17 protein-coding genes are annotated in these 16,156 nt (G+C 64.5%); 2 read left to right on the top strand and 15 right to left on the bottom strand.

Annotated elements, in window-relative coordinates; translation table 11 throughout:
* Positions 1-161: 161 nt before the first annotated feature.
* Genes pcaF through RCH10_RS19735 form a run of 3 tightly spaced genes read right to left on the bottom strand, consistent with a single transcriptional unit; the run spans position 162 to position 2,755 of the window.
* On the bottom strand, positions 162-1,370 hold the full coding sequence (pcaF, locus tag RCH10_RS19745) for a 3-oxoadipyl-CoA thiolase (protein WP_323495658.1): 1,209 nt from the start codon (positions 1,368-1,370) through the stop codon (positions 162-164).
* A 24-nt stretch (positions 1,371-1,394) separates the two neighbouring features.
* Positions 1,395-2,051 carry a 3-oxoacid CoA-transferase subunit B gene (locus RCH10_RS19740; RefSeq protein ID WP_409053706.1) on the bottom strand — a complete coding sequence of 219 codons (657 nt, stop codon included), beginning with the start codon at positions 2,049-2,051 and terminating at the stop codon, positions 1,395-1,397.
* A 2-nt stretch (positions 2,052-2,053) separates the two neighbouring features.
* The gene (locus RCH10_RS19735) at positions 2,054-2,755 is read right to left on the bottom strand and encodes a 3-oxoacid CoA-transferase subunit A (RefSeq protein ID WP_323495660.1); all 702 of its coding nucleotides are present in this window, start codon (positions 2,753-2,755) and stop codon (positions 2,054-2,056) included.
* 142 nt (positions 2,756-2,897) lie between these two features.
* Here RCH10_RS19735 and RCH10_RS19730 point away from each other — a divergent pair, with 142 nt between their 5' ends.
* Positions 2,898-3,683 (top strand): IclR family transcriptional regulator C-terminal domain-containing protein, encoded by a 786-nt coding sequence (locus RCH10_RS19730; protein WP_323500205.1) that lies wholly within the window; start codon positions 2,898-2,900, stop codon positions 3,681-3,683.
* A 28-nt stretch (positions 3,684-3,711) separates the two neighbouring features.
* Here the strand turns inward: RCH10_RS19730 and RCH10_RS19725 are convergent, their stop codons facing one another.
* On the bottom strand, positions 3,712-4,794 hold the full coding sequence (locus RCH10_RS19725; RefSeq protein ID WP_409053705.1) for a sugar phosphate isomerase/epimerase family protein: 1,083 nt from the start codon (positions 4,792-4,794) through the stop codon (positions 3,712-3,714).
* Positions 4,795-4,874: 80 nt separating this feature from the next.
* On the opposite strand from RCH10_RS19725, the gene RCH10_RS19720 reads away from it, so the two are divergent.
* Complete coding sequence (locus RCH10_RS19720; RefSeq protein ID WP_409053704.1) at positions 4,875-5,309, top strand: DUF1841 family protein; 435 nt, start codon at positions 4,875-4,877, stop codon at positions 5,307-5,309.
* A gap of 12 nt (positions 5,310-5,321) precedes the next feature.
* Here RCH10_RS19720 and RCH10_RS19715 read toward each other — a convergent pair whose 3' ends face one another.
* The 11 genes from RCH10_RS19715 to RCH10_RS19665 all read right to left on the bottom strand — a co-directional run bounded on the left by RCH10_RS19715 (position 5,322) and on the right by RCH10_RS19665 (position 16,124).
* Positions 5,322-6,083: an SDR family NAD(P)-dependent oxidoreductase gene (locus tag RCH10_RS19715; RefSeq protein ID WP_409053703.1), complete on the bottom strand. Its 762-nt coding sequence runs from the start codon at positions 6,081-6,083 to the stop codon at positions 5,322-5,324.
* Positions 6,084-6,106: 23 nt separating this feature from the next.
* Positions 6,107-7,099, bottom strand: coding sequence for an acetamidase/formamidase family protein (locus tag RCH10_RS19710; RefSeq protein ID WP_409053702.1), 993 nt, complete (start codon positions 7,097-7,099; stop codon positions 6,107-6,109).
* A 41-nt stretch (positions 7,100-7,140) separates the two neighbouring features.
* Complete coding sequence (locus tag RCH10_RS19705; protein ID WP_409053701.1) at positions 7,141-7,278, bottom strand: hypothetical protein; 138 nt, start codon at positions 7,276-7,278, stop codon at positions 7,141-7,143.
* Positions 7,279-7,284: 6 nt separating this feature from the next.
* The gene (locus tag RCH10_RS19700; protein WP_323495666.1) at positions 7,285-8,682 is read right to left on the bottom strand and encodes an amidase; all 1,398 of its coding nucleotides are present in this window, start codon (positions 8,680-8,682) and stop codon (positions 7,285-7,287) included.
* Positions 8,679-9,383, bottom strand: a complete 705-nt coding sequence (locus tag RCH10_RS19695; RefSeq protein ID WP_323495667.1) for an ABC transporter ATP-binding protein — start codon at positions 9,381-9,383, stop codon at positions 8,679-8,681. Before RCH10_RS19695 ends, RCH10_RS19700 begins: the two co-directional genes overlap by 4 nt.
* A gap of 14 nt (positions 9,384-9,397) precedes the next feature.
* Complete coding sequence (locus tag RCH10_RS19690) at positions 9,398-10,114, bottom strand: ATP-binding cassette domain-containing protein (protein ID WP_323495668.1); 717 nt, start codon at positions 10,112-10,114, stop codon at positions 9,398-9,400.
* Positions 10,111-11,211: a branched-chain amino acid ABC transporter permease gene (locus tag RCH10_RS19685; protein ID WP_409053700.1), complete on the bottom strand. Its 1,101-nt coding sequence runs from the start codon at positions 11,209-11,211 to the stop codon at positions 10,111-10,113. The genes RCH10_RS19690 and RCH10_RS19685 overlap by 4 nt, the downstream gene beginning before the upstream one ends.
* The gene (locus RCH10_RS19680; protein WP_409053699.1) at positions 11,208-12,074 is read right to left on the bottom strand and encodes a branched-chain amino acid ABC transporter permease; all 867 of its coding nucleotides are present in this window, start codon (positions 12,072-12,074) and stop codon (positions 11,208-11,210) included. Before RCH10_RS19680 ends, RCH10_RS19685 begins: the two co-directional genes overlap by 4 nt.
* Before the next feature lie 27 nt (positions 12,075-12,101).
* Entirely contained in the window at positions 12,102-13,328 is a 1,227-nt protein-coding gene (locus RCH10_RS19675; protein WP_409053698.1) for an ABC transporter substrate-binding protein, read from the bottom strand.
* A 92-nt stretch (positions 13,329-13,420) separates the two neighbouring features.
* Positions 13,421-14,938 (bottom strand): amidase, encoded by a 1,518-nt coding sequence (locus RCH10_RS19670; protein WP_323495672.1) that lies wholly within the window; start codon positions 14,936-14,938, stop codon positions 13,421-13,423.
* Positions 14,939-15,047: 109 nt separating this feature from the next.
* A complete protein-coding gene (locus RCH10_RS19665) occupies positions 15,048-16,124 on the bottom strand; it encodes a substrate-binding domain-containing protein (protein ID WP_409053755.1) in 1,077 nt (358 codons plus the stop codon).
* Between the last annotated feature and the right edge of the window lie 32 nt (positions 16,125-16,156).

Below are 16,156 nucleotides of genomic sequence, written 5' to 3'. Positions count from 1 at the left end.
CCTATTCGCCTTTTGGCTAACTCGCCCGTATGCTTTTCGGCGCAGCCCGTCGGGCTTAAAACTAAAGGCCTCAAACATCGGCATGAAGAACACGATATGGTCCTTTCGCGCCGCACAAAGCGCGAGGGATAACACTGAGAAACAAAAACAACACGAAAAGGTCAGACGCGCTCGAGGATGACCGCGATGCCCTGACCGACGCCGATGCACATCGTGCACAGCGCATAGCGGCCGCCACCCTTGTGCAACTGGTTCACCGCAGTCGTTGCAAGCCGCGCGCCGCTGGCGCCCAACGGATGGCCCAAAGCAATGGCACCCCCGTTGATGTTGACGCGTGCGTCGTCGTCCTTCAAGCCGAGCAGCCGCAGCACCGCGAGGCCCTGCGCCGCAAAGGCTTCGTTGAGCTCGATCACGTCCATCTGGTCGATCGTCAAGCCAGTGAGCGCCAACACTTTTTGCGTGGCAGGTGCCGGGCCGATGCCCATCACGCGGGGTGGCACACCGGCCGTCGCCATGCCGACGACACGCGCACGGGGTATCAGACCGTTCTTGGCCGCCATCGACTCGCTCGCCAGCAGCAGAGCGCATGCGCCGTCGTTCACACCGCTGGCGTTACCTGCCGTGACGGTGCCATCGGGACGCACCACGCCCTTGAGCTTGGCAAGTGCTTCCATCGTCGTGTCGCGCGGATGTTCGTCCTTGCTCACAACGATGGCCTCTCCCTTTTTCTGCGGCACGGTGACAGACACGATCTCGCTGTCGAAGAAGCCCGACTTCTGCGAAGCGACAGCCCGCTGCTGCGATGCGAGCGCCATGCGGTCTTGCGCTTCACGCTCGATCTTGTAGTCGGTCGCAACGTTCTCGGCGGTCTCGGGCATGGAGTCCACGCCATAGAGCTCTTTCATTTTCTTGTTGATGAAGCGCCAGCCGATTGTCGTGTCGTACACCGCGTTGGCGCGACCGAAAGCGCTCTCGGCCTTGGGCATCACGAACGGTGCGCGGCTCATGCTCTCGACGCCACCGGCGATCATCAACCCCGCCTCGCCGGCCTTGATGGCACGCGCTGCGGAGCCGACTGCGTCGAGCCCCGAACCGCAGAGCCGGTTGATCGTGGCGCCGCCGAGTTCGAGCGGCAGTCCCGCCAGCAACGACGACATGCGCGCCACGTTGCGGTTGTCTTCGCCGGCCTGGTTGGCGCAGCCGTAGAGCACGTCGCCGACGGCTTGCCAGTCGACTTGCTTGTTGCGCTCCATCAAGGCGCGCAGCGGCACGGCGCCAAGGTCGTCGGTGCGAACGCTGCTGAGAGCACCGCCGTAGCGGCCGAAGGGCGTGCGGATGGCGTCGCAAATAAAGGCTTCGTTCTTGCTCATGGTCTTGTCTCTTTCAGGTAGTTGTCAGGCGGCGATCGGAAGGCCGACCAGCTTCTCTAATTCGTCGTGGGAGAGGCCTTCGACCTTGTCGATCAGCTTCAGCCCATCGGGCGTGCATTCCAGCGTAGCCAGGTCGGAATACACGCGCTTCACGCACCCGATGCCGGTCAGCGGATAGGTACATTCCTTGACCAGCTTGCTCGCACCCTGCTTGGTCAGCAGGTCCATCATCACCCAGGTCTGCTTGGCGCCGATGGCAAGGTCCATGGCACCGCCGACGGCCGGAATCGCGTCTTTTTCGCCGGTGTGCCAATTGGCCAGGTCGCCGGTGGCCGACACCTGGAAAGCCCCGAGCACGCAGATGTCGAGATGGCCGCCACGCATCATGGCGAAGCTGTCGGCGTGGTGGAAGAAAGAGCCGCCGGGCAGCAGCGTGACGGGCTGCTTGCCGGCGTTGATGAGGTCGTAGTCTTCTTCGCCAGCCGCGGGCGCGGGGCCCATGCCGAGGATGCCGTTCTCGCTTTGCAGGATGACTTCGCGGCCCGCAGGCAAGTGGTTGGCGACGAGCGTCGGCTGGCCGATGCCGAGGTTGACGACGGCGCCGTCGAAGATGTCTTGTGCAACGCGGGCAGCGAGCTGGTCTTTGGTGCGGCGTTGGTAGGTTGCGGTTGTGGTGGTCATGTTCATGCTGCCTTCTTGAAGCCACCGGCCTGCGTGGCGACACGCTCGATCTGGACGACCTGGTGAACGAAGATGCCCGGCGTGACGATGGTCTCCGGGTCGAGCGTGCCGAGTTCGGCGATCTCGTGCACGGTGGCGATTGTCTTTTTCGCGGCCATGGCCATCACCGGGCCGAAGTTGCGCGCGGCCTTGCGATAGACCAGGTTGCCCCAGCGGTCGCCGCGCTCGGCCTTGATGAGCGCGACGTCGCCTTGAATCGGGTACTCGAGCACGTACTGAACGCCATCGATGACGCGCGTTTCGCGGTCGCCCGACAACTGCGTTCCGTAGCCGGTTGGGCAAAAGAATGCGCCGATGCCAGCACCTGCTGCGCGAATGCGCTCGGCAAGATTGCCTTGCGGTACCAGTTCGAGCTCCAGCTTGCCGGTGCGGTACAGGCCATCGAACACCTGGCTGTCGGCCTGGCGCGGAAAGCTGCAGATGATCTTGCGCACGCGGCCCGCCTTGAGCAGCGCAGCAAGTCCCGCCTCGCCGTTGCCGGCGTTGTTGTTGACGATGGTCAGGTCCGTTGCGCCTTGCGCGATCAGGCCGTCGATCAGTTCGTTGGGAATGCCGGCGGTGCCGAAGCCGCCGATGAGAACGGTCGAGCCGTCCTGGATGCCGGCCATCGCTTCAGCGATGGAGCGGGCGATCTTGTTGATCATGGAATTTGTCTCCTGTGGGTTAGGGAACAGTGAGGGAAATTACCGAGAAATCCGTCTGCGTGTTCGCTCATTGTTCGACTGCCAATTTGTTCGCATATAGAACAATTGTTCTTATAATGAATTTTAGGAGATCCATTGCGCCATGGCAACCACCGCGAAACAAACCGACACGCCCCGCCCTGGCGATACCTATGTGCAGTCGTTCGCGCGCGGCCTCGAGGTCATTCGGTCGTTCAACGCCAGCGCACCGCGGCAAACGCTCAGCGAGGTCGCCGCGGCCAGCGGGCTCACGCGAGCCGGCGCACGACGCATCCTGCTCACGCTGCAGACTTTGGGCTATGTCGAGAGCGACGGCAAGCTCTTCGCGCTGACGCCGCGCATCCTCGACCTCGGCTTTGCCTACCTGTCGTCGATGCCGATCTGGAACCGCGCCGAGCCGGTGATGGAGGCGTTGGTGCAGCAGGTGCACGAGTCGTGCTCGGCCGCCGTGCTCGACGCCACCGACATCGTCTACGTGATGCGCGTGGCCACGCAAAAGATCATGAGCATCAGCCTGGGCGTCGGCTCACGGCTGCCAGCCTGGTGCACGTCGATGGGCCGGCTTCTGCTGTCCGACCTGGACGATGCCGAAGTGCTCGCGCGGCTCGAAGCCGCACCGCCGGAAGCGCTGACCAAGCACACCGTGACCGATGTCGATGCCTTGCTCGCCAAGGTGGTTCAGGCCCGCAAGCAACGCTGGTGCCTGGTCAATCAGGAACTCGAAGAAGGGCTCATCTCGATCGCCGCGCCCATCGTGAATCGCTCTGGCCGCATGGTCGCCGCGCTCAACATCAGCGGGCAGGCCAATCGCACCAGTGCCAAGGTGATGCAGGAGACCATGCTGCCGGCTCTGCTTGCCTCGGCGCAGCAGATTTCGCGTTTGCTCTGAGCCGCTTCTATCGCAGCACCGCGCTCTATCAGCCGAGGCCGAGCATCCGCCGATTCATCGCGGCGCCTGCGCCATCGCCACCGCTTGCCTTGTCACTTGCATCGCCAGCCGCGAAGTCATCGAAGGCTCGGTCCGCCACCCGAATGATGTGCTCGGCGATGAACGTCGCGCCTTCCCGCGCGCCGTCTTCAGGGTGCTTGATGCAGCACTCCCACTCCAGCACGGCCCAGCCCGGAAAGTCGTATTGCGCCATCTTCGAGAAGATCGCCTTGAAGTCGACCTGCCCGTCACCCAGCGAACGGAAGCGCCCTGCCCGATTGATCCAGCTCTGAAAGCCGCCGTACACGCCCTGCTTGCCGGTCGGGTTGAACTCGGCGTCTTTCACATGAAAGATCTTGATGCGCTCGTGGTAGTGGTCGATGTAGGCCAGGTAGTCGAGCTGCTGCAGCACGAAGTGGCTCGGGTCGTAGAGCAAGCAGGCGCGCGGATGGTTGCCGACGCGCTCTAAAAACATCTCGTAGGTCACGCCGTCGTGCAGGTCTTCGCCCGGATGAATCTCGTAGCAGACGTCGACACCGGCATCGTCAAAGCGGTCGAGGATGGGCTTCCAGCGCCGCGCGAGTTCATCGAACGCGGTCTCGATGAGTCCCGGTGGGCGCGGCGGCCATGAGTACAGGTACGGCCAGGCGAGCGCGCCCGAAAAGGTCGCATGCGCGGTCAATCCCAGGTTCTGCGAGGCCTGCGCCGCGTACATCAGTTGCTGCACCGCCCACTGCTGGCGCGCCGCCGGATTGCCGCGCACTTCGGGCGCTGCGAAGGCATCGAAAGGCTCGTCGTACGCCGGATGCACCGCGACCAACTGGCCTTGCAGATGCGTCGACAGCTCGGTGATCTCGACGCCGTGACGCGCCAGCTTGCCTTTGAGTTCATCGCAATAGGTCTTGCTTTCAGCAGCGATCCTGAGGTCGATGAGCCGTGGATCGCACGGAATCTGAACGCCCTTGTAACCCAGCCCGGCAGCCCAGGCGCCGAGCGATTCGAGCGTGTCGAACGGCGCGGCATCGCCGAGAAACTGGGCCAGAAAAATGGCGGGGCCTTTGATCGTTTTCATGGTGTTTGTCTCATGGCTCTTGTCTCCTTGCAAAACCGCAATCGGTTCGCGGAATGGTAGGCAATGCTAGCCTCGGCGTCATGTTCAATCCCTCTCAGGAAGAAGTTCGCCGCTTCTTCTGCGACGTCTACACCAAGCAACGCCAGGGCTTGCCGATGGAGCCGCTCGAAACCATCGCCGCCGGCTGGATCGACGTGCACCCTGAATATGCTGACGACCTCGCCGATGCCGACGCGGCCGTGGCGCGCATCTACGACGGCGCGAACGGACGCGAAAACCCTTTCCTGCATCTGTCGATGCACCTGTCGATCAGCGAGCAATGTTCCATCGACCAGCCGCGCGGCATCCGCCAGGCTGTCGAGTTGCTCGCCGCACGACGCGACTCACTGCTCGACGCGCACCACGAGGCGATGGAATGCCTCGGCCAGATGATGTGGGAGAGCCAGCGTGCCGGACGCCCGCCCGATGGCGATGCTTACACCGCCTGCGTGCAGCGCCGCGCCACGCGAGATTGACGGGCGTCGCGCCTACAGCTGAACGCCGCGCGTGAGCGCGCCGTCGACCACCAGGTTGGTACCGGTGATGAAACTCGCCGCCGGGCTCGCGAGAAACGCTGCAGCGTTGGCCATTTCCTGTGGCGTGCCCATGCGCCCGGTCGGGTTGAGGGCCAGCGCCTGCGCGTAGAGCGTGGGGTTGCCCTGCTCGATCTGGTCCCACACGCCGCCTTTGAAGTAGGTGTTGCCAGGCGATACCGAGTTAGCCCGGATGCGCTTGGCCGCCAGTTGATGCGCCAGCCCCTGCGTGTAATGCACGATCGCGGCCTTGAAGGCGCCATAGGGTCCGGCGGCGAAGTCGATCTCGCGGCCCGAGACGCTCGATATGGTGACGATGGCCGCGTGCGCGCTGCGCTCCAGCCGCGGCATTGCAGCGTCCACCAGCCTCACCGTACCCATCATGTCGACCTCGAAGCCGCGCTGCCAGCCGGCCTCGTCGTTCGCAATGGCGAGGGCGCTCACGTTCGCGACCACGATGTCGATGCCGCCCAGCGCGTCGCCCGCCGCCAGTACCCAGTCCTTGAGCGCGGGCCCGTCGCCGACGTCCACCGCATGGCCGAACACCTTGACGCCGTAGGCCGACAGTTCTGCGACGGTCTGCGCCACCTCGTCGGCGTTGCGAGCACAGATGCCTACGTTCGTGCCCTCTGCCGCGAAGGTCTGCGCAATGGCGCGGCCGATGCCTTTGGTGCCACCGGTGACCAGCGCGTTGAGTCCCGTGAGTCCGAGGTCCATGTGAATTCCTTTGGTTGTGGGCTTCAGCCCGGGGCGAGATAGGTCTTGGAAATGCCGGCGCCGACCGTGTACTTGGGGTCCACGAAATTGCCGAGTCGCACCTGGCCGCATTGGCTCAGCATCATGTAGGCGTCCCAGCGGTCGTATCCGTACTCCGCTTCCATCCACAGCACCAGCTCGCGGTACGCGATGCGGGTGGCGTCTTCGAGCGGACGTGCGCTGCCGATGGCCATGATCACGCGTTCGTTCTCGAGCCGTGGCCAGTCGAGCCGCCAGCCCTTGATGAGATCGACCTGGATGGTGGTGGTGCTGGGGTACTCGACGGCAGTGCCGCAAACCTCGCCGTCGCCCTGGCAGGCATGCGCGTCGCCGATGAAGAGCCGCGCACCCGGGCTCTGTACCGGCAGGTAAGTGATGCTGCCCGGCCCCATGTCGGGCAGGTCCATGTTGCCGCCGTGCTGGTCGGGCGTGAGCGTATTGATGGAATCGATTTCGGGCGAGCAACTCAGCGTGCCGATGTGCGGCCGGTATGGCAGCGTGACGCGCTTGCTCCAGTAGACGCCCTGCTCGTCGAGGTCGATCTTGCGGACGATCTCGGGCAGCGGATCGGCCAGCAGCGCGGTGAACGCCGTGCCGCTGAGCGCACCGAAGTGCGGGATCATTGCGCAGGTGCCACGTGGATTGGGACCACGCGGTGCCATCGACTCGATGTACACCGCGACCACGTCGCCCTTCTCTGCGCCCTCGACCATGATCGGGCCGTTCTGCGGGTTCACGAAGGGCATGGTGAGCACGCGCGAAGGCAGGTCCTGCTCGGTCTTGATCGCACCCTCGAAGGCATCGCGCGTCTCGACCACGACACGGTCTCCGGGCCGAACGTGCAGCACCGGGTCGGAGTACGGACCGATGGTGTAGTGGTACTTGCCCTGCTTCGCTTCGGTCAGCTGGTGAAGGTCGGGCGCGCGGCCCTGCGCCACGCCGCGCGTTCGCATGATGGAGGTGTCGAGCCAGGTCATCGGTGTGCTTCTTTCAGGATGAATTCGGTCGCGCTGCCACTTTATGCGGCGGCCGCGGCACCGGCTTTCGGCATGGTGCGAAAAGCCCAGTCGACTCCCGTGTTGCGAAGTGCACCGCGCCCGGCCTCGAGCAGCCGCACCTTGTGCGTCGGGTCGGCCGACGGTCGGCTCGCCAGCACGGACGCTTAGAGTGCCGGGTGTCGCTGGTGCCAGTCGGTCGCCTGCTGGAAAGCCCAGCCGGCACGCACCAGCAACTCTTCCTCGAAATGACGCGAAACGAACTGGAAAGCGACCGGCGTGCCGGCATCGGTGAAGCCACCGGGCAGCGTGATGGTCGGGCTGCCGCTGGTGTCGAGCGGGCAGGTGTAGCGCAGCATCGCCGACATCATCTCGGCGTCGGTGCCGAAGGTCAGCATGCGTTCGAGCGTGGGCGATGCCACGCCTTGCGAGGGCATCAGTAGCAGGTCGATGCCATCGAACATCGCGCGCACCTTGCCGGTGAATGCCAGGCGGTTGAGCACGATCTTCTGGTAGTCCATGCCGGTCTGCGCGTGGCCCAGGTCGAGCAGGCCGGCGAGTGCCGGGCCGTACATCTCCTTGCGCGCCGGATAGGTCGACTCGTGCACCACCGCGGCTTCGATGCCGCAGAGCGGGAACCAGTCGACGATGACCTGAGCCGGATCGGGAAACGTGACCTCGCGCACCTCGGCGCCGAGCTCGCGCACGGCAGCCAGCGCGCCGGCCATCACCTTGGCGGTGGCGGCATCGACGCCCTCCTCGTTCCAGCGCGAATCGATGCCCACGCGCAAGCCACGCAGGCCGCGCTTCATGCCGGCGAGGTAGTTGGGCACGGCCGCCAGGCTGGCGGTCGGGTCTTTCGGATCGGCCCCGGCGATGGCCCCGAGCATCGCGCCCGCATCGGCTGCGCTGCGAGTCATCGGACCGATGTGGTCAAGCGTGGCGGCGAGCTCGAACGCGCCGTAGCGGCTGACACGGCCCCAGGTCGGCTTGAGGCCGGTGAGCCCGTTGGCGGACGAGGGGAAGCGGATCGATCCACCCGTGTCGGTGCCGAGCGATCCGTAGCAAAGCCCGGCGGCGGTGGCCACGCCCGAGCCACTCGACGAGGCGCCCGACCAGTGCGCTGCGTTCCATGGATTGACCGGTGGCGTGACGGTCGGATGATGGTCGGCGTAAGCGCTCTCCGTGAGCTGCAGCTTGCCGAGAATGACGGCGCCCGCTTCGCGAAGCTTGCGTACCGCCGTGCCGTCTTCGGTCGGCACGAAGTCCTTGTAGAGCGTCATGCCGGCGGCCGTGGCCACGCCTTCGGTCCAGCACAAGTCCTTGACCGCCACCGGCACGCCGTGCAGCGGCCCGCGAATCTCGCCCTTGGCAATCTCGGCCTCGGCCTTGCGCGCGTCGGCCATCGCCTGCTCGGCCATCACGGTCACGTAGCTCTTGAGCGCGCCGTCGACTTTGCCGATGCGGTCGAGTTGCGCCTGCGTCACCTCGACTGGCGAGAGTTCCTTCTTTTGAATGCGCTGGCCGATGTCGACCAGCTCCAGGTAATGCAAATCGTTGGTCATCCGTGGACTCCTGTGTATTGACTCATGATTTCGAAATCGCCCAAGTGCTCGCGCGGGATCTCCTCGCCGATCTGGCCGCGCTTGATAACGAGCACGCGTTGCGACACTGCGGCGATGAATTCGAGGTTCTGCTCGACCAGCACGATCGTCAGTTTCATGCGGTCGCGCAGCGACGCCAATGTCTCGGCGATCTCTTCGATGATCGAAGGCTGGATGCCTTCGGTCGGCTCATCGAGCAGCAGCAGCGTGGGCTTGCCAGCCAGCGCGCGCGCCAACGCGAGCAACTGCTGCTCGCCACCGGAAAGCGAGCCGCCGGGCCGATCGAGCAGCGGTTTAAGCCTTGGAAAGTCCTGCAGCAATGCCTCGATCGTGTCGAGCGAGCGCTCGCCGGTCTTGACCAGGCCCATGCGCAGGTTGTCCATTGCGCTCAGCGTCGGAAATATCTCCCGCCCCTGCGGCACGTAGGCCATGCCGAGCTTGGCCCGCGCGTGCGGTGCGTAGCGCGTGACGTCGGTGTCGTTGAAGCGGACCGTGCCGGCCGTGGCGCGCAGTGCGCCGATCAGCGTGCGCAGCATGGTCGTCTTGCCCATGCCGTTGTGACCGAGGATGCCGACCGATTCACCCGCTGCGATGCGCAGCGAGATGTCGTGCAGCACGGGAATAGCGCCGTAGCCGGCGTGCAGACCAGAGACTTCCAGCATTGCGTCGCTCCGGTTCAGTGCGGCTTCTTGCCGAGATAGATCTGCTGGATCAACGGGTCGCTCATGATGCGGTCCGGCGTGTCTTCCATGATCACTGCGCCCTGGTGCAGCACCGTCACCTTGCGCGCGATCATGCGGATGAAATTCATGTCGTGTTCCACCACCACCAGCGCGTGCTGGCGGTTGATCTCGAGGATGAGTTCGGCCGTGCGCGCCACCTCGGCGTCGCTCATGCCGGCGGCGGGCTCGTCGAGCAGGATCAGCGGCGGATCGGCCGCGATCACCACGCCGATCTCGACCCACTGTCGCATGCCGTGCGCCAGCAACCCGGCCTGCACGTTGCGGTACGCGGCCATGCCGACGCGCTCCAACGTTTCGCCGGTGATGCGATTGGCCTGCGCGGTGCTGTTGAGCCGGCGCGCCGACAGCCACACGTTCTCCCACACGCTGAGTCCGTTGAAGAGGCTCGGCACCTGCGTCTTGATGCCGATGCCGAGCCGCCCCGGCTCGTGCGGCTGCATGTTGGAGATGTCCTTGCCGCGGAAAAGGATCTGCCCGGAGGTCGGCTTGACCTGGCCGGTCAGCAGCTTGAAGAAGGTGCTCTTGCCGGCGCCGTTGGGACCGATCACGCAGCGCAGCTCGTTCTCGGCCAACGAAAAGTTGACGTCGCGCGTGGCATGCACGCCGCCGAAGCGCACGTTGAGACCGCGGGTTTCGATCAGCGGCGTCATGGCGTCTGCTCCGAAGGCGTCAGCGTGAGGGTCGGCTCGGTCGTCATGACTGCGACCGCAGCCGATGAAGCGGGCTTCTGTGCAGCGGTGACTGCAGGCCGCCGCGTGCGGCGCCACGCGGACTCGAGCAACTGGCCGATGCTCGGCACGATTCCCTTGGGCACCAGCAGCACGAACACCACCAGGATCCCGCCCAGCACCAGGTTCGCGTTGAAGACCTGCTGCGTGCCGATCTGCGAGGTGAGCCACTGGATCGCGACCGCGCCGACCACCGGGCCCACCAATGTTCCCAGCCCACCGACGATGACCCAAATGATGATCTGCGCCGATTGCGCGAGCCCGAAAATCGTGGGGCTGGTGAAGGCTCCCCAGTTGGCGAACAGGCAGCCGGCCAGGCCCGCGATGGCGCCGCCGAGTGTGAAGCTGAAGAGCTTGTAGGCCCGTGCGTCGTAGCCCAGCAGCAGCACGCGTTGTTCGTTCTCCTTGGCCGCGACGATGACGCGCCCAATCTTGGAAGCGATCAGCACACGCAACAAGAGATAAACCATCAGCAGGCAGGTGAAGGTGACGTAGAAGAGGTCTTTGGGCGTCAACACGTTGTCTTGCTGTCCGGGCCAATTGAGCGTTGGAATCGCAGGAATGCCGTTGAAGCCGCCGAGCGGGGCGCTGCCGATTCGCCACTCCGGACCGGCCGTCGAGTTGATCAGGTTGAACAGGATCAGCGTGACGGTGAGCGTGATCACGCCCATGTACACGTCCGACAGCCGGCCGTAGAAGATCACGTAGCCGAGCAGCGCAGCGAAAAGCGCCGGCACCACGATGGCGAGCAAGAAGGGCACGGTGCTGTCGCCCATGTTCACCACCGCGATGGCATAGGTGTAGGAGCCGAGCCCGAAGAACGCCGCCTGCCCGAAGCACAGGATGCCGCCGAAGCCCCAGATGAAGGCCAGGCTCACCGACAAGATGGCCATCACTGCGTAGATCGTGACTTCAATGAGCGTGTAGTCGTCCATGACGCCGGGCAACCCGAACATCAGCGCGATACCGATCGCGAGGCACAACGCGGCACTCCCCCAGGAGTTGGCGAAACGGTTCACAGAGAGCCCTTGAAGAAGCGGCCGGTGATGCCTTGCGGCAGCAGCCGCAGCATGATGATGGCGGCCAGCAGCAGCGCCACCTCGCCCAGCACCGGCGTGGTGACGAAGGTGGCGAGCTGGTTGATGGCGCCGAACAGCGTCGACGCGCCGAGCAGGCCGGCGAGGATCGCCGGTCCGCCGCCGATCACGGTGATGAAGGCCTTGGCCACGAAGGCGGCGCCCATCGTCGGCACCACACCGGTCAATGGCGCGAGCAGTCCGCCGGCCAGCCCTGACAACGCCGCGCCGACCGCGAAAGTGACGGAGTAGACACGGCTCGGACTGATGCCGAGTGCGTTGGCCATGTCGGGCTTTTGCATGGTGCCGCGTGCGATCAGGCCGAACTGCGTGCGCGTCAGCACGAACCGGATGGCGAGCGACAGCACGACGGCGACCGCGATGATCACCAGCGTGTAGCCACTGACCGAATACGCACCGATCGAAAAGCTGCCGAGCGGCGCCGAGACGCCGGCCGTGGTGTTGCCCGCCACCGATGTGACGATGCCCACCAGCAGCAGCGACAGCCCCCAGGTCGCCAGCATGGTGTCGACCATGCGGCCGTAGAGACGGCGAATGACCAGCCGCTCCAACACCACACCGACGATGCCGACCGCGATCGGCGCGACGATGAATATCGCGACCCAGAGGTTGATGCCCACCTTGAGCGCGGCGATCACGGCATACGCACCGAGCATCATGAACTCGCCATGTGCGAGATTGATGACCTTCATCATTCCAAAGATGACAGCCAGACCGGCCGAGATGATGACCAGGCTCGCCACCGCGTAGAGCACCTGGATGAAAACGATGAGTGCGAGATCCATGTCGGCGCGCGTCCCTTATCTCTTGATCTAGGCCTTGATCACGTACTGCTGGTTGTCCTTCGGGTTCTTGATGAGATTACAGACCGCGCTGGTGTCGACCGGTGGCTGCTGCTGAAACGTCTCGACGATGTTGAGTTGCTTGTTGCGGACCTCGGCGATGCGCACATTGAGCACGCAGTGGTGCGTCTCGGGGTCGATCGACACCTTGCCGCTCGGGCCGTCGATGCTGATGCCGCTTTCCAGCGCCGTGATCATCTTCTCGCGGTCGATGGAACCGGCCTTCTTCACAGCCTCGGCCCACAGCTTGAAGCCCTGGTAGGTGCCCATCGCGAGTTCGGTGATATTCGGATAGTCGGCGCCGAAGCGTTTGTAGAAGCGCTCCTTGAAAGCCTTGTTCTCCGGCGTGTCGACGTTCTGGAAGTAGTTGTACGACACCAGGAAGCCATCCGCCTCGGCGGGCGACAGAACGATATGCTCGTTGCCGCCGGCAAAGGTGGTCGATGCGAGCGGGATCTTCTTGGTCAGGCCTGCTGCTGCCCATTGGCGGTAGAAAGCAATGTGTGCGCCGCCGACCAGCGCCGAGACGATCATGTCGGGCTTGGCCTGCTCGATCTTCGAGATGGTCGGGCCGAAGTTCGTGACGTCGAGCGGAAAGAAGTCGATGGAAGCAATCGAGCCGCCGTTCTCCTGTACGAATTTCTTGACCCACTGCGAGGTGATCTGGCCGTAGTTGTAGTCGGCCGCCACCACGTAGACCTTCTTGCCCCACTTCTTCATGGCATACGGAACGAGCTTGGCGACGGTCTGGCCGGGCGTGACGCCGGTGCAGAAGGTGTTGCGGTCGCACACGCCACCTTCGTACTGCGTGTTGTAGAAATAGAGCGTCTTGTTGCGCGTGAGCACCGGGCGAATCACTTCGCGCGAGGCGGACGTAATGCCACCCATCACGACCGTCGACTTGTCCTTCAACGCCGACTGTTGCGCGAACTGCGCATAGAGCTGCATGTTCGATTGCGGGTCGTATGTCGCGAGCTTGATCTTCTTGCCCAGCAAGCCGCCGGCAGCGTTTTGCTCCTCGACCGCGAGCGTCATGCAGTCGGCCATCGGCTTGCCGTAGATGTCGAGCCCGCCCGACATGTCGATGATGCTGCCGACGACGATTTCGTCGGCGGCCATGGCGGCCATCGGGAACAGCGGCAAGGCGGAACCGGCGAGTGCGGCGGCGGAACCGTGGATGAAGGAACGACGATCCATGAACAAACTCCTCGAAGATTGACGGCGGGTGCCGTCGTGGTTTTATTGAAAGAAGGACTGCGGAAAGAAAACTGGAAAGGCGAGGGTCGCGGTCAGATCGCCTTCCAGTCGCCGGCCTGCTCGAATGCAAAGGCGGCGCGGTAGATCGTGGCTTCGTCGTAGAACTTGCCGACCAGCATCATCCCGACCGGCATGCCATCGACCAGCCCGCACGGCACGCTCATGGCCGGATGGCCGGTCACATCGAACGGGCAGCAGTTGGGCAGCATCTCGAAGGCACGGCCGATCACTTCCTCGACCGGCGCACCAGCGGCGGGCAACGGCGTGGCGGTCATGGGCAGGGTGGGCATCAGCAGCAGGTCGAACTCTGCCAGCGAGCTGTCGTAGGCGGCCGTCAACTGGCGCGACAGGTTCTGCGACTTGGCGTAGAAGTGGCCGCGGTAGTGCTGGATGAAATACTCGCCCAGCACCATGGTGAGCTTGAGCGTTTCCGACAGCTCGTCGGCCCGCTGTTTCCAGCCCGCGTGGAAGTCGACCATGCTGGTGACGTACAGGCCCTTCCAGTTGAAGCCGTGTCCGTTGTCCTTCATCATTTGCTGGGTCGCGCCCTCGGCCGCGATCGGCAACCAGATCGCCGGACCGACCGCATGCATGGGCACCGACACTTCGCTCACGATGGCGCCGAGCCCGGCGAACACCTCGGCCGCCTTGCGCACCTTTTCGTTCACCAAGGCGTCGGACTGCGGCCAGCCGAAGCCCTCAGTGACGATGCCGATGCGCATGCCCTTGACGCCGCCTTTCATGAGTTCGGCGTAGGGCTTGGATTCCTGGCCCGCATGCTGACGCGGGTCGAGCCCATCGGGCCCCGCCAGCACTTCGAGCATCAATGCGTTGTCGGTGACGTTGTTGGTCATCGGCCCGGTGTGGTCGATGGTCAGCTCGATCGGCATCACGCCGGTGTAGGGCACGAGCCCGTGCGTGGCCTTCATGCCATAGATACCGCAGTAGGAAGCGGGCATGCGGATCGAGCCGCCCTGGTCGCCACCGATGGCGAGGTCGACTTCTCCAGCGGCGACCAGCGCTGCGCTGCCGGACGAGGAGCCGCCCGCCGAATACCCCATGCGGTGCGGGTTGTGCACCGGCCCCGAAGAACTGGTGTGCGAGCCGCCGGAAAAGCAGAAGTACTCGCAGACCGACTTGCCCACCACCGTGGCGCCGGCGTCGAGCAGCCGTGTGACGACCGTCGCGTCGACGTTCGGCATGTAGCCCTCGAGCGTGGAGGCGCCATTCATCATGGGCACGCCGGCCAGGCACACGTTGTCTTTGAGCACGACCGTCTTGCCGTCGAGCTTGCCGCCCGGCTTGCCTTTGATCGTGGTCTTGATGTACCAGGCGCCGTACTTGTTTTCTTCGCCGGAGGGGCGGTAGCCGGGCGTGCGCGCGTAGCTGACGACGGGCTGGTAGTCGGGCATCGCATCGATCACATCGTAGGCATCGAAGTTGCCCTGGAGCAGCGCGTTGTAGCTGGACGCCTGCGATTCGGACAGGTGGATGCCGAGACTCAACGCAACGTCTTGCAGCTGGTCGATGGTGGGGCGTTTGATGGCCATGGCTGACTCCGTCTTTTGCGTTGAATGTGGCTCGAATTCTGTAAGTTGATAGTTTTCACGTCAAGTATTTTATTTTCCTTGGAAAACAAAATGCGCCGGTCCACCTTTGTCAAAACCGCGTCAGAACACGAAAAGCATTGCCCTCGGCGCGGGCGAGATAGATCGGCACGCGGTTGATGCCGCTGCCTTCGTAAGCGGCGTCGCGCGCACTGCGGTAGACCAGCGGCGCGTGGCCCAGGTGCTCGCGGTCGATGCCCGTCTGCAGATGGCCGTCAAGCAGCGCCGCGAGGAAATGCATGCCTTCGTAGGTCGACTGGCCGAAGGTGTTGAGCGTGGGTGCGCGTTCGCCGAAGTGCGCGTGATAGCGCTCCTTGAACGCCAGGTTGGACTCGGTGTCGAGCGTGGCGAAATAGCCGCACGCGACATACAGCTCGTCTGCGTTATCGGCGCCGATGCCGAGCAGCTCGTTTTCCCCCATGGCACACGAGAAGCGCAGCATGTCGCGGTGCAGACCGGCGCGGCCGAAAGCGCGATTGAATTCGATCGCATCCTGGCCTATGAGCGACACCAGCACGGCGTCGGCCCGGCACTGGCGCAGCGCGTCGAACGCCGCCGAAAAATCGGTGGTGCCGAACGGGACATAGCTCTCGCCGACCATGGCGGCGCCCGCCTCGGAGATGTAGCCGCGCGCCATGCGATGCGACATGTGCGGCCAGATGTAGTCGTTGCCGATCGCGAACCAGCGCCGCGGGCGCTTGCGCTGGCCGAGCCATGCAATGGACGGCTGAAGCTGGCGGGCGGTGGTCTCGCCGATCGCGAACACTCCGGCAGTGGACTCGCCCCCCTCATAGAGCGGGGTGTAGATGATCGGAATCTGGCCACCGACCGCGCGCAGGATGCGTTGCCGCACCCCGCTGGTATGCATGCCGATGATGGCGTCGATGTCGCCGGCCTGGACCAGTTCGGTCAGGGTGGCCTCGATGTCGGCCGAGTCGTCCGCCGCATTGACGGTGAGCAAGCGGCAGGAGCGGCCGCCGATGCCCGCCTCGCGGTTGAGTTCGGCCACCGCCAGCTTCGCGGACGCGAGCGCCGACGGCCCCCATATGCCGGCCGAGCCACCGAGCGGCACGCAGAGCGCGATATTGAGTTCTGCTCGCGCGAGCGGCGGGCTCGGAGGACACGGCAAGCGCCACGCGCCACCAAGAGGCGTGGGTGCGG

The organism is Variovorax sp. GrIS 2.14 (genome assembly GCF_046115955.1).
Taxonomy (GTDB): Bacteria; Pseudomonadota; Gammaproteobacteria; order Burkholderiales; family Burkholderiaceae_C; genus Variovorax.
The sequence above is the reverse complement of the archived record's forward strand: the minus strand, read 5'-3'. Positions and strand labels throughout refer to the sequence as shown.

Excerpts from the sequence above, each read along its gene's own strand:
- pcaF (WP_323495658.1), bottom strand. The coding sequence starts at position 1,370 with ATGAGCAAGAACGAAGCCTTTATTTGCGACGCCATCCGCACGCCCTTC.
- RCH10_RS19740 (WP_409053706.1), bottom strand. The coding sequence starts at position 2,051 with ATGACCACCACAACCGCAACCTACCAACGCCGCACCAAAGACCAGCTC.
- RCH10_RS19735 (WP_323495660.1), bottom strand. The coding sequence starts at position 2,755 with ATGATCAACAAGATCGCCCGCTCCATCGCTGAAGCGATGGCCGGCATC.
- RCH10_RS19730 (WP_323500205.1), top strand. The coding sequence starts at position 2,898 with ATGGCAACCACCGCGAAACAAACCGACACGCCCCGCCCTGGCGATACC.
- RCH10_RS19725 (WP_409053705.1), bottom strand. The coding sequence starts at position 4,794 with ATGAAAACGATCAAAGGCCCCGCCATTTTTCTGGCCCAGTTTCTCGGC.
- RCH10_RS19720 (WP_409053704.1), top strand. The coding sequence starts at position 4,875 with ATGTTCAATCCCTCTCAGGAAGAAGTTCGCCGCTTCTTCTGCGACGTC.
- RCH10_RS19715 (WP_409053703.1), bottom strand. The coding sequence starts at position 6,083 with ATGGACCTCGGACTCACGGGACTCAACGCGCTGGTCACCGGTGGCACC.
- RCH10_RS19710 (WP_409053702.1), bottom strand. The coding sequence starts at position 7,099 with ATGACCTGGCTCGACACCTCCATCATGCGAACGCGCGGCGTGGCGCAG.
- RCH10_RS19700 (WP_323495666.1), bottom strand. The coding sequence starts at position 8,682 with ATGACCAACGATTTGCATTACCTGGAGCTGGTCGACATCGGCCAGCGC.
- RCH10_RS19695 (WP_323495667.1), bottom strand. The coding sequence starts at position 9,383 with ATGCTGGAAGTCTCTGGTCTGCACGCCGGCTACGGCGCTATTCCCGTG.
- RCH10_RS19690 (WP_323495668.1), bottom strand. The coding sequence starts at position 10,114 with ATGACGCCGCTGATCGAAACCCGCGGTCTCAACGTGCGCTTCGGCGGC.
- RCH10_RS19680 (WP_409053699.1), bottom strand. The coding sequence starts at position 12,074 with ATGGATCTCGCACTCATCGTTTTCATCCAGGTGCTCTACGCGGTGGCG.
- RCH10_RS19675 (WP_409053698.1), bottom strand. The coding sequence starts at position 13,328 with ATGGATCGTCGTTCCTTCATCCACGGTTCCGCCGCCGCACTCGCCGGT.
- RCH10_RS19670 (WP_323495672.1), bottom strand. The coding sequence starts at position 14,938 with ATGGCCATCAAACGCCCCACCATCGACCAGCTGCAAGACGTTGCGTTG.